The following is a 14533-nucleotide window of genomic DNA, read 5'->3' on the forward strand; positions in this document are numbered from 1 at the left end:
ACGGAATGCGCAGTCAACGATACGTCTAGGGTAGATGTACTGGAGTCAGATGCGTCGAAAACAAGGGAGAACAGCTCAACATCCGGCGTCAGACACGCATATTCACTGTTAGCCTCAATGTTCGATGACGGTGCTAACCAGCCCGATAGGGAAGATCCCCATAACCCAAACACTGTTCAAGCGATGCCAATCGTGTTGAACATGCCCAAATCGTCGCCGCCGCGTCGGCGGGAACTCTTGGAGGCCGCAGCGTTAGCGTCGGTACTGGTGTGTCTTGACCCTCGTGCTGGACGCGACGGACTATGGAGGGAATCGTTATCCCGGTGGTACGGAGCGCGGATTCGGAAAATCGCACGACGTGCTCGGACGTCGGGGCAGTGGTCGAAAGTGCAGGATATTCTGGGAGTAACAGTCACGGTTGGCGCGTCGTCTGCGCGTGCTTTTCTCCCCGGTCCGGTCCGCGATGTTGACCCGAGAATTGGAAAACTGCAGATTTCCGGCACTGATCTTCCGCGTGACGACGCTCCTCAGCCTGAACGTATAGATGGCAGTGAATGTTTGCGGCCAACCATTGCACTGAACGAGGACTTGGAGATGTCAGTCGGAAAAGCTGCAGCTCAGGTGGGGCATGCTGCGATGCTATGGGCTGCTCATACTGCGTTCCCCACCGTTGAACGGTGGCTTCATGACCCGCGATTCACCATCGTAGAGGTGCCGAGTAGTGAACTGGAGGCGGCTGCTCGTCGCCATGGGGCGGGCCACTATGTTGAGGTGGTCGATGCCGGCTTCACTGAAGTAGCGCCCGGTAGTAGAACCGCGGTCGCCTTCGACCCTGAGGCGTAGGGGAAACAACCGTCATGACGCACCTATTTCTTAACAAGCCGCCTGAGTGCATCTCGCGTTTGTTCTAGCGAGGTTGTGCGCCACAGATCCGGCATGGATGCTGCGATAAATGAGCCATAGCGTTTGGTGGCGAGCCTGGGATCCAGAACAGCGACGACCCCGCGATCATCGATGGCCCGCAGCAGCCGCCCGGATCCTTGTGCCATAAGAAGTGCCGCGTGCGCTGCCGATACCTCCATAAACCCGTTGCGTCCTGCCGCGTTGGCCGCGTCGGCACGAGCTTTTAGAAGGGGATCATCGGGCCGTGGAAACGGAAGTCTGTCGATAATAACCAAAGATAACGATGGGCCGGGGACATCAACGCCTTGCCATAACGACAACGTGCCAAACAACACTGAGTTCTCATTGTTGGAAAATGAGGTGACCAGCGCGCCTATCGAGTCCTCACCTTGGCAATAAATGTCGAAGGGCAAAACTTCCCGCATGGCGTGTGCGGCAGCATCGGCCGCGCGCCGGGACGAAAATAAGCCCAGTGTCCTTCCACCAGCCGCGGTGATGAGGGTGCGCATTTCCTCGACAGCCTGGTGCGGCATGCCGTCGCGGCCGGGAGGAGGTAAGTGGTCTGCCACATAAAGGATTCCCGAGCGCCGTGCATCAAAAGGTGTCCCTACGTCGAGCGTGGTGTAGGTGTTTTTGCGCAAACCCCACTGCGCTGCCATGGCATCAAACTTCCCACCAAGGGCCAGCGTTGCGGAGGTCAGGATCACGGTATTGGCGTCGAAAAGATTCTTGCTTAGCAGCGGCGCGACCGAGAGGGGCGCCACCATGACTCTGCCGTTTTCCCCATTCTCTTTCCACACCACATCGTCCGGTTCGAGGGAGGTACTGCGACCTTGTTGCGCGAGTTGATTGCCATACGAAAGAATCCGCGTGCACGTATTCTGCAGCTCATCCAGAGCCGAGAGCACAGCTTGCCGCTCCGCCGCCTTCTCCGGATCATTCGACAGGGAATCGGAGGACACACTATGCACCGCCGTAAACGCGGTGTTGATATGTTTGCGCAAATCCTCCACATTGGCGGCAGCGTCATCCGGAAATGGTTTCCACCGCCCGTCATCAACAACAGCGTCGACGTACGACTGCCAATCGTCAATGCTATTCATCAGCGACGATGACGCCTCGTCATCAAACTTGGCGACACGACGTGCCGTCGCCCTCATCCCCGGTGCTGCCAGCTCCTGCGTTGCCACCGACGTGATACGCCCGTCCAGTTCGTGCGCCTCGTCGACAATAACGATGTCATGTTCGGGCAGGATATGCCCGTCGGACAAAGCATCGATGGCGAGCAGGGCGTGGTTCGTGACGATGACATGTGCGTCACGCGTTTTAGCGCGCGCACGCTCCGCGAAACAATCCTCGCCATGTGGGCACCGCGACGCACCAATGCACTCACTTGCTGTCACACTGACTTGCTTCCACGCCAGATCTGAAACACTGCTCTCCAAGCTGTCGCGGTCGCCGTCGTCGGTGTCAGATGCCCATTCGTGCAATTCCTTGACCTGCCGTCCGACGCGCGAAATCTGACCGGGATCTATCAGTGGACTTTCGCTGTCATCCTCGACGCCGAGCTTGTTGAGACACAGGTAATTAGACCGTCCTTTGAGGATAGCGAAGTTGATCTCACCCAGCTCCGGTTTCAATGCCGCTGCGATGCGGGGAAGGTCTCGGGAAATCAGCTGGCGTTGCAACGCGATCGTCGCTGTCGACACGACGATCGTGGTATCCGTTTCGACGGCATGTGCGATCGCCGGAATAAGGTAAGCCAACGACTTACCAGTTCCGGTACCTGCCTGCACCGCTAGATGCTTTTCCATCCTGATTGCTTTTTGGATGGATGAGGTCATACGGGATTGACCGTCGCGCCGGGCACCTCCCATCGCAGTGACAACGGTGTCGAGTAAGCGTTCAGCGTCGTACTTCTCATCATCACTGTTCGGTTGAGTATCGGCTTTAGGAGTATGTGCACCCATATGTGTCTGGTGAGCCGCCTAGAACCCGACGAAACGCGTGGAAATAGCCGGCTCATCGGCGGACAGGGCGAGCCCCTCCCATGGCAACGTGATAAGCGCTTGAGAGAGGTACTCGCGGCAAGCCTCGAGGGAAGGGAGATTGCCTGTCATTTCTCCGTCGCGCATGAGGGCCACAGTCAGCGGGCGCGCATGCAGGCCGTTATATAGCTTCGGCGCGTCGTCGTCGAAATGGGTAATAACTTCCTCAACTGCGGTTCCAGATTCTCGGACGGCACGATATGCACGTTTGGTACCCCCATGAGAGATCTTGTGGCTTGACCGTTTCGCCACAGGAATACCGTCGACCTCAACGAGCTTGTACACCATTTCGGCGGTAGGATGACCAGAACCGGTCACCACAGACGTGCCGACGCCATACGCGTCGACTGGCTCGGAACGCAGCGCAGCGATCGCGAATTCATCGAGGTCAGAGGACACCACAATCTTGGTATTCGTCGCTCCCAAGGAATCTAACTGGTCGCGGACCTGGCGTGCCAAAACGCCCAGCTCGCCAGAGTCAATCCTAATGCCTCCCAGGTCAGTGCCTGCTACATCGATGGCGGTGCGCACGCCGGCGGCAATGTCGTACGTGTCGACAAGAAGTGTCGTTCCTATGCCGAGAGTCTCGATCTGCGTGCGGAATGCTTCGTCCTCATGGGCACCGTCGCTGGTGGTATGCGCCAAAGTCCATGCGTGTGCTGCCGTTCCCGCTGAGGGGATGTTGTAGCGGTACGCTGCCTCCAAGTTACTGGTGGACGAGAAGCCTGCGAGATAGGCGGCGCGGGTGGCTGTAACGGCAGCATATTCGTGCGTGCGTCGGGATCCCATCTCCATAATGGGGCGCCCCTCCGCGGCGGTAACCATCCGTGCTGCTGCCGTTGCGACGGCGGAGTCCGCGTTCATGATGGATAGAATGACTGTTTCCAGCACCACGCACTCAGCGAACGTCCCGCGGACCGTCAAAATGGGGGAATACGGGAAATAGAGTTCGCCTTCGCAGTACCCGTCAATATGGCCTGAGAAACGGTAATTACGCAGGTATTCAATTGTGTCATCGCTGAGGAAATCAAGGTAAGCGAGTTGTTCGTCGGTAAAAACGAAATCGCGAACAGTGCGTAAAACCCGGTCAGTGCCCGCAACAACTCCGTACCGACGTTGCCCGGGTAGTCGTCTGGCGAAAACTTCGAAACTCACCTGTCGATCTGCTGTACCATCTTGAATGGCAGCGTCGAGCATTGTGAGTTCGTACTTGTCGGTGAGCAGTGCGCTGGAGCGTCGAGTGGTGTCCTGGGGGTGGGAAGCGTTCATGGCGATCATAATAGTGGGTGCCGGGGACAAACGTATATGAATGGAGAACCCATCTACCTAGTCGCGGTGTGAGACGTCGGTATGGTTCGCTGGGTTCCTGTGAGTCGGCACGGTTTCTGGCTAAAGTGGACACCATGAGTCCTGCCGCAGCTCCCTTAGCTACCCCCGAAACAGACACACAGACGATGACGGAACCTGATCTCCCATGGCTGTGCATTGTATGGGATGACCCCGTCAATCTGATGAGTTATGTCACGTATGTGTTTGAAACTGTGCTGGGCTACGGGCGTGCTCGAGCGACGGAGTTGATGATGAAAGTACATACGGAGGGCAAGGCAGTCGTGTCGTCGGGGGAGCGCGATAAGGTAGAAGTCGATGTCAAAAAGCTGCAGACCGCGGGTTTATGGGCCACCATGCAGCGTTCTGAGGGCTAAAGCTAGGCGGTAAGCTGCCTTGAGTTGTATCTGCTTCGTAAGACGTACCGACGAATCACGTGAGGGATAAGCTGTGGAGCCGTGGAAACCCCGTAAAGGGTTGCTGAAGAAGAGGACAATTAACACGACCTTTGAACCCATGGAGCGGGAACTTCTGGGCGACGCGGCGGCAGACCTGTGCAATGCATTAATTGAACGCCAGAGAAGTGCTCCCAAGGACGTCCTCGAGGAAATGACGGGGATCAGTTCGGGCCACTCCGAAAAACCGGGGGATCCAGGTTTGGCGCGGCTGCTTCCCGACTTTGAAACGTCGGAAGCCGAAGAGTTTGAGGGCGATAATGGGATGCTCCGTCAACTCCATGAACCGGATATTATTTCCCAGAAGCTCACTAATCTTCGTTATATAGTCGACGCTTTAGGGCCGGATGGTTCGGTAAATGTCTCGTTAACCTATGACGACGTTCCACAGTGGTTAGCCGGCCTCAACGATATCCGCATCTATAAGGCCGCAGCCTTTATCGACGACGAGGGGCATTTGCCCGAAGCTGGCCCCGACGTAGGGTTTGATCGAAATTTCGTCGAATGGCTAGCGGTGTGCCAGGAGTCCCTACTTGAAGCGTGGCGCTCATGAAAAATAGCCCTATCGGAGTCTTTGATTCCGGGGTAGGTGGTTTAACTGTTGCTAGGACGATTGTGGACCAAGCTCCGACAGAGTCAATCATGTATGTCGGAGATACCGCGCACGCCCCGTATGGGCCCAAGCCCCGCGAAGATGTTATCCGGTATTCGACGGCGATTGCCGACGACCTCGTCGCCCGTGGCGCCAAAATGATCGTGATCGCGTGTAATACGGCTGCGTCGGTGTTTTTGGATAGAGCGCGGGAGCTTTACGACGTCCCCGTTGTGGGGGTGATCGAGCCGGCTTCGCGACGCGCGGTCGCAGCAACGCGGAATGGCCGCGTCGGGGTGATTGGAACGACAGGAACGATCGCGTCGGGAGCGTATCAGCGGTGCATAGCGAATCTTGATCCGAACATTGAAGTCCATGCCGTTGATTGTCCCCAATTTGTGCCCTTTGTCGAGCGTGGCATCACGACGGGGCGGCAGATCATGGGCTTAGCGGAGGCGTATTTGGAGCCCTTGCAGGATGTCGGCGTCGACACTGTGGTGTTGGGGTGTACTCATTATCCGCTGCTTACCGGGGTGATTCAGCTGGTGATGGGGGATAATGTAACCCTGGTCAGTAGCTCCGAGGAAGAAGGCAAGGAGGTTCCGCGGGTCCTTTATCAGGAGGACTTGTTTAATGACGCGAACCCTGAGGCGGAGTCATTAGACGTGGTTGATGCCAACGTGGTGAATGAGTATGCCGGCCCTGAACCTGTTCGGACGTTCGAGTCGACCGGTGATCCCCATCGGTTTGCCAGGCTAGCTAGGCGTTTTTTGGGCCCGTCGATCACCCAAGTGAGTCACGTTGAAGGCCTGACGGATATGTAGAACCGTGATCTTCATCTCACCCGGATGACGGAGTGATCATCGAGACAAAAGCGCTCAAAATTGCAGCTTTAATCGCCATGATGTGCGCTGGTCTGGCACTATAAACACATGCGGTTGACGATTATCGGTTCTTCAGGAAGCCTCGCTGGTCCGCAGTCTCCGGCATCGAGTTATTTATTGACGCCGGACGATGGGTCGGATCCCGTCATCATGGATCTGGGGCCCGGGGCGATGGGGGTTCTCCCGCAGGTTACTGACCCCGGTCGAGCGCATATCGTCTTTACCCACTTGCATGCTGACCATTGCTTGGATTTTCCATCGCTGCTGGTGTGGCGTCGGTTCCATCCTCAATTAGCAGCGAAGTCCAAACATACCTTCGTCGGTCCGGCCTTTTCTGCTGAGCATTTGGGTCTAGCCAGTGCCGATGCACCAGGTGACGTGGACGATTTCTCAGATAGCTTCGTCATCCATAGTTGGCGTGAGGGTGTTGTTCAGTCGGTGGGGGCATTCGATTTCACACCGGTACGCGTCATTCATCCGACGGAGACGTACGCGCTGCGGGCCGTTGAACGTGAGACCGGCCACACCTTGGTGTTTTCTGCGGACACCGCTTATTGTGATCAGCTGATCCAGTTGGCTCGGGGAGCGCACACGCTTTTATGTGAGGCGTCGTGGGGAGTGTTGTCGGAGAATGCAGCACCTGACATGCATATGAGTGGCCCGGAGGCGGCGATGACTGCAACGCGGGCTGGTGTGGAGCGATTGATTTTGACTCACATCCCGCCATGGATCGATGCGCTGGCCACTGTTGGTGCTGCTCAGGACCATTTTTCGGGTGAGATCGATGTAGCCACCCCGAAGAAGACGTACGAGTTTTAGCGGTTGTGTCCGGGGGGACCGGTAGGGTGGGGACCATGAGTGATTTTGTACGCGCTGATGGCCGTGCCCTTGATGAAATGCGCCCTGTTCGTATTGTTCGTGGCTTTACGACGAATCCCGCTGGTTCTGTCTTAGTGGAATTCGGAAACACGCGGGTGATGTGTACTGCCTCTGTGGAGGACCGTGTGCCTCGTTTTAAAAAGGACAGCGGTGAAGGGTGGTTGACGGCCGAGTATTCGATGCTTCCCTCGGCGACGGCGGAGCGGATGCCACGCGAGTCAATGCGGGGGAAGGTCAAGGGGCGGACGCATGAGATTTCCCGTCTGGTGGGGCGCTCGCTTCGAGCTGCCATCGATTTGAAAGCGCTGGGGGAGAACACCATTGCTTTGGATTGCGATGTCCTTCAGGCGGATGGTGGTACTCGGACCGCCTCTATTACCGGCGCCTATGTTGCTCTCGCCGATGCGTTGACCTACCTGGAAGCGGAGGGGCTGGTTTCTAAGAATGCCCTGCTTCCCCCGGTTGCTGCAGTGTCCGTCGGTCTTATCGACGGGCATGTGTGTCTGGACCTGCCATATGAAGAGGACTCGCGTGCGGAGGTCGATATGAACGTTGTGATGACGGAATCGGGCGAGTTCGTGGAGATCCAGGGCACGGGGGAACACAGCACATTTTCTCGTGAGCATTTGATGCAGTTTATGGATGCGGCAGAAAAAGGATGTTCGGAGCTGATTAGTGCTCAGAAGGAAGCTCTGTCGAAGCCGTATCCGAAGCCTTTACCGAACCGGAAGAACGCGTAACGAAGAACGCGTAATAGAGGATGGGCGCTTTATAGGCGAGCGCTTAACCAAGGACGAGGAGGAAATGTGCAGGTCCTTGTTGCCAGTCGGAATGCTAAGAAACTGAGAGAGCTCCAAAGGGTTCTGGATACGCGGCATGTTGCTGGGATTGAGTTGCTCAGTCTGAAAGATGTCGTTGAGTATCCTGAAGCCCCAGAGACTGGCCGGAAGTTCGGTGATAATGCTCTGTTGAAGGCTAGGGAAGCTGCCAATCACACTAATTTGGTGTCTATTGCCGACGATTCAGGCTTGAGTATCGACGAGCTCAATGGCATGCCCGGGGTGCTCTCGGCTCGGTGGTCAGGTAGGCATGGCGATGATGACGCCAACACGAACCTGATTTTGGGGCAGATGAATGATGTCCCCGATGAACGACGTGGGGCTGCGTTCGTTTCGGTATGCGCTTTGGTTATTCCGAAGAGCTTGATGCCTCGGGCGAAGGCGGCAGGCCTTACGGTTCCTTCGCTACGAAAGTTCAGTGAGGGTGTTTCTCTTTCGGCTGCCGCTGAACCTGGCGAATTTGTCGTTCGCGGCCAGTGGCGGGGTCGCATTATTCGTGAGCCTCGGGGCACGAATGGCTTTGGTTATGACCCGATTTTTGTTCCTGAGGAGGAAGACACGCGCGCTCATATTCAGCATTCTCCGAGGGATGCGGATAATGAGGATGCCGAAGGCGTTAATCAGTCGGATGATTCGGTGAGGAGACGACGCCCCCATGTTGCGCCGCGAACCTCTGCCGAGCTATCCGCTGAAGAGAAGGATGCCCAATCACACCGAGGGCGTGCTTTGGCTCAATTGGTGCCGATTTTGCGATCAATAGGGGATATGTAGGCACTGGCGGTGCTATGAGAGGTTAAATGTCTTCTGGACCTCGTGCCGACGACGTGCTTCTACCACAAAAGAGAGGAACGGGACGGTTCCTGCTAAGCATGTGGTGAGCCATTTGACTGGCTTCCACCGCGCTTTGGTTCCGAGGTCCAGCGTCATGATGAGGTAGACCATGAAGAAGAAACCGTGGGCCATGCCGATGTACATGAACCAGTCGGGAGGATTATCAAGAATCAGGTGGTCGAAAACTATCTCCACGCACAGGAGGAGCAGCCACACACCTGTTACATAGGCGGCTACTGAGTAGCGTTTTAGTGCGGAAGCGACCCGCGCCTGCCGAGCAGGATTAATCCGCGGCGTGTCGCGTTGTCGTTGATTGGTTGCGCGAGTCGCGTCGGATGATTGTGCATCGGCTTGGCGTGCATTGTCATTGGGCTCACCAGTCGACTGTGCATCATTCACAGGGGTGTTGTTAGTCATAGTGAAATTCCTGCGTACCTACGTTTAATGAGTTTTTTTGGGGTGCTCCGGGGTTTGCTCAGGCTGGGGGCGGGATCGCTGAGGCAAGAAATCCTCAGGTATCTCCCGCATAGGAGCATCGTCCTCGCGAGAGGGTGTGTTTGCCACTCCTTTGCGCGACGACCCCTTACGGCGAGAACGCGATGTTTCACGCCTCGCGCCGGGTTCAGCATTACCTTCCGCGAGCTCACGTTCGTACTGGAGGTACTTCCGATACGCGATAATGAAAAAGGCCCCAATGGCTGGCCATTGTAAAACATAGCCAAGATTTTGAGCGGTACCCGAGTCCGACGTGTACCGGTCCCATTGCCAGTGGGCTAGGAATAAGGTCGTGGCCACTGCTGCAATGAGAAAAATGATTTGAACAATGCGAACCCGAACGGACGGCATCGTGTGCTGGGGGTGCACCTCTTGCTGTCCTCCGTCGGCACTGGTTAGGGTGTCATCCCCGTGCACGCGGTCGGCTTTGTCCTCTGTACTCACGTGCCACAGTCTACCCGTTGCTGTGCCAGGGCGTGAGTGGCGTTTGTGCTGGAGGTTTCCTTTGGCTGATATTGTCAGCTAGTATTACGTCGCGCATGTTCGGGTCGGTCAGTCGGCTCGCATCTCCGAATTCCCACACCAGCTGGTGCACCATGTGGTGCTGTGGTTGATTGGTTGGGTTTTCATGTGCTTTGCGCTTGTGGCGGAATTGGCAGACGCGCTGGATTTAGGTTCCAGTGTCTTCGGACGTGGGGGTTCAAGTCCCCCCAAGCGCACTAAGCCCTCTTACCTAATACCCCAGGGGAGAGGGCATTTTTAATGTTCCAGAACGGGTTTCACTCGGTCGTGATTCTTACGACCGCAACCGCTACACCGATACGTCGGTGGTGTCCCACTCCAGGGTGTGTCCGTCGAGTAGCCAGTTAAGGGCCCATAGACGTTCAATACCGCTGTTGGGGTCAAAGTTCGTTCCTCTGACCATCCCGCGTCGCGCAGCAGCCATGAGGCTCCGGTACGTCTGCTGTGCGTCGAGAAGCTCGTCGATATCTCGGATAGTTGGGGCCTCATCCATGTCCAAGGCAGTGGGAAATGCTTGTGCACCGTCGGTCGGCTCCCCAGTGAAAGCCGAGGGCAGTTCATATCGACCGAGCGCCCAGGTCAGCGCCCCGACGGCCTCACTTCGCCAGGACAGCTTTTCTGCTAGCCCCGGATCCGCGGTCTCGAAGAGCTTCTTCTCCTCTTTAGTTCGTGCGGCAAACCCTTCGGGGGATGTTTCCTCCATAAGAGAGGGGTCAATGGGGTCGCCACGGAGAACGGAATCCGCGTAATCCGCGACCATGCACAGGGCAATAGCGCGCAGCTGAATGTCCTTCGCCGGTTTAATAGCGAGTTCCTCCGGAGCGCGGACAGGCGTGAAAGTATCGGGAATATCGACGCCGATATTGTCGCGAATCTGTTGCTGAATTGTTGTAAACCGCTCCTGAGCAGAGTCAATAATGGGCGGATGCCCCAGTGTCGTAACACTGGCCGTAGGAAGCAACGGCTGTCCAGAGGGGTCAATAAACATCCCATCTTCCATAAGAAGCACAGCATTGTTTTGTGCTGACCACTGCAAAAGCTGACGATAAGTGGAAGGGTCTGATGCATTGGCTTCGAAACTGTAGTGCCATTGCGTTGACCGTAAGTGTTCCAGAAGATCTAAAGCTTCTTGAGGGAATTGCCCACTTCCCGCGCTGACGTTAAAGCGAGAAAAAATGTATTCGTAAAGCTCGTGAATGTGAGCGCTAAAAGTATTTAGCGCTTCATAATCGAGATTTCTCGACCTCTTTTCGGTACCTTCGGTATCGCTCGAATCCTGTTCCTCTGATGTGGCGGAGTCGGATTCGGTGACGTCCGAGGATTCTAAGTCAACCGGATAGTCGGATGAAGAATTAGTGGGATTGATATGGGGCAAACCCTGGCTTTGTACAGGGCTAGATGCCACCCGTGGCTCACTGTATTCCGTGAGAGTGGAGTAGGCATTAATTTCCATTATCATAATCTCCGATTCTCGTTCTTCATTTTCTTATGCGGATTCGCCCCGTCTGCATGCGTCACGCTGAGCATTTCCTATACACTGTGCGCTCCAGAGTAGAGCTTCTGGCGGTTAGAATAAGCACATGAACACGGCTTCCGCCCAGAACTTTTATCCAGAGTCCGGCGAATGTACCAGCGCTGATCCTCAGAAAGATCCGTTACAGGGTCATAAAATACATAAAGGTTCGGAACAATTACAGTCAACTCACGATGACCCCAGTCATGGTGCATCACCACGCGAGGTTCTCGTTCTGCGACATCTAGCGTTTGAGGACCTGGGAACCTGGGAAGAAACCCTCTCTCAACTGGGCTTTCGAGTTTCCTACATCGAGATGGGCGTCGATCCTCTTAACGAAACCCGAGCCATGAATGCAGCTTTACTGATCGTTCTCGGCGGTCCCATCGGTGTTCACGATAAAGAGCTTTACCCATTTCTTGTCGACGAAGAACGCGCGATCAAGCGACGGATGTCGCAGGAGGCGCCGATCATCGGAATCTGCCTGGGCGCTCAACTGATGGCGCTAGCTGCGGGAGGCGAAGTGAAACCCGCGGGGAGCGGATTAGGCGGTTCACCCGGCGCCATGGAGATCGGGTTTTCGCCTCTCAACGTCACCGAGGATGGCGCTCAGTCGCCTCTGAAAGCGCTTGCGGGCGTTGACGTCCTCCACTGGCACGGTGATTGTTTTTCGACGCCCCCGGGCGCGGTGAACCTCGCCAATACGCCTGGATATCCCAATCAAGCCTTTGCGGTTGACGCCTGGGCGCTGGGCCTCCAATTCCACCCGGAATTCGACTCGTCTGCCGTCGAAAAGTGGTTAATAGGGCATACGAGTGACCTGCGCGCCCAAGGGGTTGACATTGTGTCTCTACGTAGAGATGCGGCTAACAAAGGACAAGCTCTGAGGAGCGCGTCGATAGTGATGATGACTGAATGGCTCCGCCGGGCTGGGCTTGTGGAGTAATAGCACTCGTGGAGTAGTCGGGCTCGTGAGGTAAAGATGCTGCCGGGGTAGGGCACCCTTGAGGTCGAATACCGTCACGAATTATTTATCGCTTAGGCCAAGATCTTTAAGAATGCGGACAACGTGGCCGGTAGCCCGGACGTTGTACTTTGCCAACTCGATTGTCTGATCTTCACCAACGACGAAGGTGGAGCGGATGACACCGTGGATAAGTTTGCCGTAATTCTTCTTTGGTCCGAACGCGCCCCATACTTTCATAACTTCTTTGTCAGGATCCGATAGCAAGGGGAAAGGCAGCTCGTACTTCTCCTTGAATTTCGTGAGCTTGTCAGGAGAATCGGGGGATATACCGACGACGGCAATTCCCGCGTCGGCAAGCACAGTAAGATTGTCCCGGAAATCGCATGCTTCTTTAGTGCATCCGGGTGTGTTCGCGCGGGGATAGAAGTAGGCCAGCAGTTTTCTGCCCGAATAATCCGACAGCGACACCTGTGTTTGCGTGTCTGAGGTCAACGAAAACTGGGGCGCAGGATCGCCTTTCTCCAGTCGCCGTGGGTCCGATGAGGTGTGCTCAGTTGATGACTGGGTATGTGACTGTGAATCACTCATAGTTTTTGAGAGTACCCGGAAGTGGATCGTCGAGGGTCGATCCATCTCATGGGGGAGGGCGTGCGCTCCGACCGGATACAGCGTAGGGAGCTTTTCGCGTAGTGGCTGTGTCATGGTTCTGACGAGCGAACACACGGTTTTCTGTTTTGCGAAATTTTGGTAGTGCCGCACCCTGGTTAGTCGTGCATTGTGGTTGTCCATTACCGTAGAGTAAGAGCAGAGAAGTGCTATTTCGTGGGCCATGTAATGCCCGTGGGACTAGCATCCGTGACCGGATTAAGGAGACCCTGTGGCTCGCAGCATTGATGCAATCCAGAGTGATCTTGAACGTACTCGTAGCCAATTAGCCAGCACCCTCGATGAGCTTGCAGATCGGGCTAACCCGAATACGATTGCCGACGACGCCAAAGAAAAGGCAACATCGCTGATTCAGGACCCAAAGGTTCAAAAAGTCCTCATCGGTATCGGCGTTGCCGTGGCTGGCGTGGTTCTGCTAACAATGCGGAGCAAGAGGAAGCAATCCAAGGAGATTAAGGAAATCCAGAAGCTCCTGTCGGCTCACCGGAATAGTTAGCCTTTAGCAGGTTTACAGTAACCGCACTTCATCATGGAGTGCGGTTTTGTTGTGCCGTTTTTGTGTGGGGCTGCGAGGTTCTTACCGTAGAGCGGCCTCGGAATGACGGAAGTCCCTCCAGCACCGAAGTGCTGGAGGGACTAGTTGGGGTGACTGACGGGGCTCGAACCCGCGACACCCAGGATCACAACCTGGTGCTCTACCAGCTGAACTACAGTCACCATTGCTGCGACGCTGTTCTCACAAGAACGCTGCGCAGCGCTGTAAATACTAGAACAGATGGTGGGCAGTTCCCAAATCACGTCGTGAACTGCTAAATCGGGTAGCGTCGAGAGGCCTCATCTGCCGCTGATTTGATTCGCTCGTCGGCATCCTGATCATCTGTGATGAAGACGGCTCGGCGGTAATAGTCCAGTTCTCTGATTGACTCTTTGATGTCGGCTAATGCTCTGTGGGCCAGTCCCTTCTTGGGCTGGTTCTGATACACCTTGGGGTACCAACGGTGGGCAAGTTCTTTAATGGAGCTGACGTCAATCATGCGGTAGTGCAAGAATTCGTCCAGCGTCGGCATGTAAGCTGCAATGAATTTCCGGTCACTAGCGATGGAATTACCTGCTAGCGGTGCCGTCCGTGGCGCGTTGACCCACTTCTTGACGTAATCGAGAACCGCATTCTCTGCCTCACCCACGGACACAGGGGACTGACGGATCTCATCAGTGAGGCCGTTCTTGGTGTGCATCTGGGTAACAAAATCGTCCATCTTCGCCAGCTCGTCATCAGTGGCGTGAATGACAATATCCAGGCCCTCGTCAAGGATAGTGAGGTTCGCGTCGGTAACGATGGCGGCGATTTCTACAAGAACATGTGTGCTGGGATCAAGGCCGGTCATTTCGCAATCGATCCATACAATGCGGTCCAGCTTTGAGTCCTCGGGTTTGTGTGCGGAAGGTTCTATGGTGGTGTCTGACCTGTTGGGTTCTGTCATTATTGCTGCCCTCCTACGTGTGCCGTTTGTCGTCAATTGATGTGTGGTCTCTTTACGGCTGCTAGTGTAGTTCGCCCTAGTGGCAAAGTCCGCCCGACGGTGCGGGACACGGTGACAGCTCGACATAGCCTT

16 protein-coding genes and 2 tRNA genes are annotated in these 14533 nt (G+C 55.7%); 10 read left to right on the forward strand and 8 right to left on the reverse strand.

Annotation, left to right across the window (positions count from 1 at the left end):
- Positions 1-117 precede the first annotated feature (117 nt).
- Positions 118-843 carry an aminoacyl-tRNA hydrolase gene (locus I6J23_RS06590; RefSeq protein ID WP_204581391.1) on the forward strand — a complete coding sequence of 242 codons (726 nt, stop codon included), beginning with the start codon at positions 118-120 and terminating at the stop codon, positions 841-843.
- A gap of 23 nt (positions 844-866) precedes the next feature.
- On the opposite strand, the gene I6J23_RS06595 is transcribed toward I6J23_RS06590, so the two are convergent.
- On the reverse strand, positions 867-2780 hold the full coding sequence (locus I6J23_RS06595) for an ATP-dependent DNA helicase (RefSeq protein ID WP_204582964.1): 1914 nt from the start codon (positions 2778-2780) through the stop codon (positions 867-869).
- Between the two features lie 111 nt (positions 2781-2891).
- Entirely contained in the window at positions 2892-4220 is a 1329-nt protein-coding gene (locus I6J23_RS06600; protein ID WP_204581392.1) for a nicotinate phosphoribosyltransferase, read from the reverse strand.
- Positions 4221-4354: 134 nt separating this feature from the next.
- On the opposite strand from I6J23_RS06600, the gene clpS reads away from it, so the two are divergent.
- From clpS to I6J23_RS06630, 6 genes are all read left to right on the forward strand, one after another.
- Positions 4355-4654 carry an ATP-dependent Clp protease adapter ClpS gene (clpS, locus tag I6J23_RS06605; protein WP_041629461.1) on the forward strand — a complete coding sequence of 100 codons (300 nt, stop codon included), beginning with the start codon at positions 4355-4357 and terminating at the stop codon, positions 4652-4654.
- A gap of 73 nt (positions 4655-4727) precedes the next feature.
- Positions 4728-5285 (forward strand): DUF2017 domain-containing protein, encoded by a 558-nt coding sequence (locus I6J23_RS06610; RefSeq protein WP_204581393.1) that lies wholly within the window; start codon positions 4728-4730, stop codon positions 5283-5285.
- Entirely contained in the window at positions 5282-6148 is an 867-nt protein-coding gene (gene murI / locus I6J23_RS06615; protein WP_204581394.1) for a glutamate racemase, read from the forward strand. The genes I6J23_RS06610 and murI overlap by 4 nt, the downstream gene beginning before the upstream one ends.
- A 108-nt stretch (positions 6149-6256) precedes the next feature.
- Complete coding sequence (locus tag I6J23_RS06620; RefSeq protein ID WP_204581395.1) at positions 6257-7027, forward strand: MBL fold metallo-hydrolase; 771 nt, start codon at positions 6257-6259, stop codon at positions 7025-7027.
- 35 nt (positions 7028-7062) lie between these two features.
- Positions 7063-7827 (forward strand): ribonuclease PH, encoded by a 765-nt coding sequence (rph, locus tag I6J23_RS06625; RefSeq protein ID WP_204581396.1) that lies wholly within the window; start codon positions 7063-7065, stop codon positions 7825-7827.
- Positions 7828-7893: 66 nt separating this feature from the next.
- Entirely contained in the window at positions 7894-8697 is an 804-nt protein-coding gene (locus I6J23_RS06630; protein WP_204581397.1) for a non-canonical purine NTP pyrophosphatase, read from the forward strand.
- Between the two features lie 12 nt (positions 8698-8709).
- On the opposite strand, the gene I6J23_RS06635 is transcribed toward I6J23_RS06630, so the two are convergent.
- Entirely contained in the window at positions 8710-9174 is a 465-nt protein-coding gene (locus tag I6J23_RS06635) for a DUF3817 domain-containing protein (RefSeq protein WP_412523808.1), read from the reverse strand.
- Between the two features lie 24 nt (positions 9175-9198).
- Complete coding sequence (locus tag I6J23_RS06640) at positions 9199-9696, reverse strand: hypothetical protein (protein ID WP_239454859.1); 498 nt, start codon at positions 9694-9696, stop codon at positions 9199-9201.
- Between the two features lie 193 nt (positions 9697-9889).
- On the opposite strand from I6J23_RS06640, the gene I6J23_RS06645 reads away from it, so the two are divergent.
- Positions 9890-9971: transfer RNA gene (locus I6J23_RS06645), tRNA-Leu, on the forward strand.
- A gap of 92 nt (positions 9972-10063) precedes the next feature.
- Here the strand turns inward: I6J23_RS06645 and I6J23_RS06650 are convergent.
- On the reverse strand, positions 10064-11179 hold the full coding sequence (locus tag I6J23_RS06650; RefSeq protein WP_204581398.1) for a DUF4272 domain-containing protein: 1116 nt from the start codon (positions 11177-11179) through the stop codon (positions 10064-10066).
- Positions 11180-11354: 175 nt separating this feature from the next.
- Here I6J23_RS06650 and I6J23_RS06655 point away from each other — a divergent pair, with 175 nt between their 5' ends.
- Positions 11355-12233 (forward strand): glutamine amidotransferase, encoded by an 879-nt coding sequence (locus I6J23_RS06655; RefSeq protein WP_204581399.1) that lies wholly within the window; start codon positions 11355-11357, stop codon positions 12231-12233.
- Between the two features lie 81 nt (positions 12234-12314).
- On the opposite strand, the gene bcp is transcribed toward I6J23_RS06655, so the two are convergent.
- A complete protein-coding gene (gene bcp / locus I6J23_RS06660) occupies positions 12315-12842 on the reverse strand; it encodes a thioredoxin-dependent thiol peroxidase (protein WP_204581400.1) in 528 nt (175 codons plus the stop codon).
- Positions 12843-13131: 289 nt separating this feature from the next.
- On the opposite strand from bcp, the gene I6J23_RS06665 reads away from it, so the two are divergent.
- Positions 13132-13416, forward strand: a complete 285-nt coding sequence (locus I6J23_RS06665; protein WP_136662419.1) for a DUF3618 domain-containing protein — start codon at positions 13132-13134, stop codon at positions 13414-13416.
- A gap of 145 nt (positions 13417-13561) precedes the next feature.
- Here I6J23_RS06665 and I6J23_RS06670 read toward each other — a convergent pair.
- Together I6J23_RS06670 and orn are read right to left on the reverse strand one after the other, a co-directional pair.
- Positions 13562-13637, reverse strand: a tRNA-His gene (locus I6J23_RS06670).
- A 92-nt stretch (positions 13638-13729) separates the two neighbouring features.
- Positions 13730-14401, reverse strand: a complete 672-nt coding sequence (gene orn / locus I6J23_RS06675; protein WP_204581401.1) for an oligoribonuclease — start codon at positions 14399-14401, stop codon at positions 13730-13732.
- Positions 14402-14533: the final 132 nt, after the last annotated feature.

Origin of the sequence: Corynebacterium kroppenstedtii (genome assembly GCF_016894245.1) — a bacterium.
In the GTDB taxonomy this organism is placed as follows: domain Bacteria; phylum Actinomycetota; class Actinomycetes; order Mycobacteriales; family Mycobacteriaceae; genus Corynebacterium.

Bases quoted from the DNA above. Each gene is read 5' to 3' on its own strand.
- I6J23_RS06590 (WP_204581391.1), top strand. From the start codon at position 118: ATGTTCGATGACGGTGCTAACCAGCCCGATAGGGAAGATCCCCATAAC.
- I6J23_RS06595 (WP_204582964.1), bottom strand. From the start codon at position 2,780: ATGGGAGGTGCCCGGCGCGACGGTCAATCCCGTATGACCTCATCCATC.
- I6J23_RS06600 (WP_204581392.1), bottom strand. From the start codon at position 4,220: ATGAACGCTTCCCACCCCCAGGACACCACTCGACGCTCCAGCGCACTG.
- clpS (WP_041629461.1), top strand. From the start codon at position 4,355: ATGAGTCCTGCCGCAGCTCCCTTAGCTACCCCCGAAACAGACACACAG.
- murI (WP_204581394.1), top strand. From the start codon at position 5,282: ATGAAAAATAGCCCTATCGGAGTCTTTGATTCCGGGGTAGGTGGTTTA.
- I6J23_RS06620 (WP_204581395.1), top strand. From the start codon at position 6,257: ATGCGGTTGACGATTATCGGTTCTTCAGGAAGCCTCGCTGGTCCGCAG.
- rph (WP_204581396.1), top strand. From the start codon at position 7,063: ATGAGTGATTTTGTACGCGCTGATGGCCGTGCCCTTGATGAAATGCGC.
- I6J23_RS06635 (WP_412523808.1), bottom strand. From the start codon at position 9,174: ATGACTAACAACACCCCTGTGAATGATGCACAGTCGACTGGTGAGCCC.
- I6J23_RS06655 (WP_204581399.1), top strand. From the start codon at position 11,355: ATGAACACGGCTTCCGCCCAGAACTTTTATCCAGAGTCCGGCGAATGT.
- bcp (WP_204581400.1), bottom strand. From the start codon at position 12,842: ATGAGTGATTCACAGTCACATACCCAGTCATCAACTGAGCACACCTCA.
- orn (WP_204581401.1), bottom strand. From the start codon at position 14,401: ATGACAGAACCCAACAGGTCAGACACCACCATAGAACCTTCCGCACAC.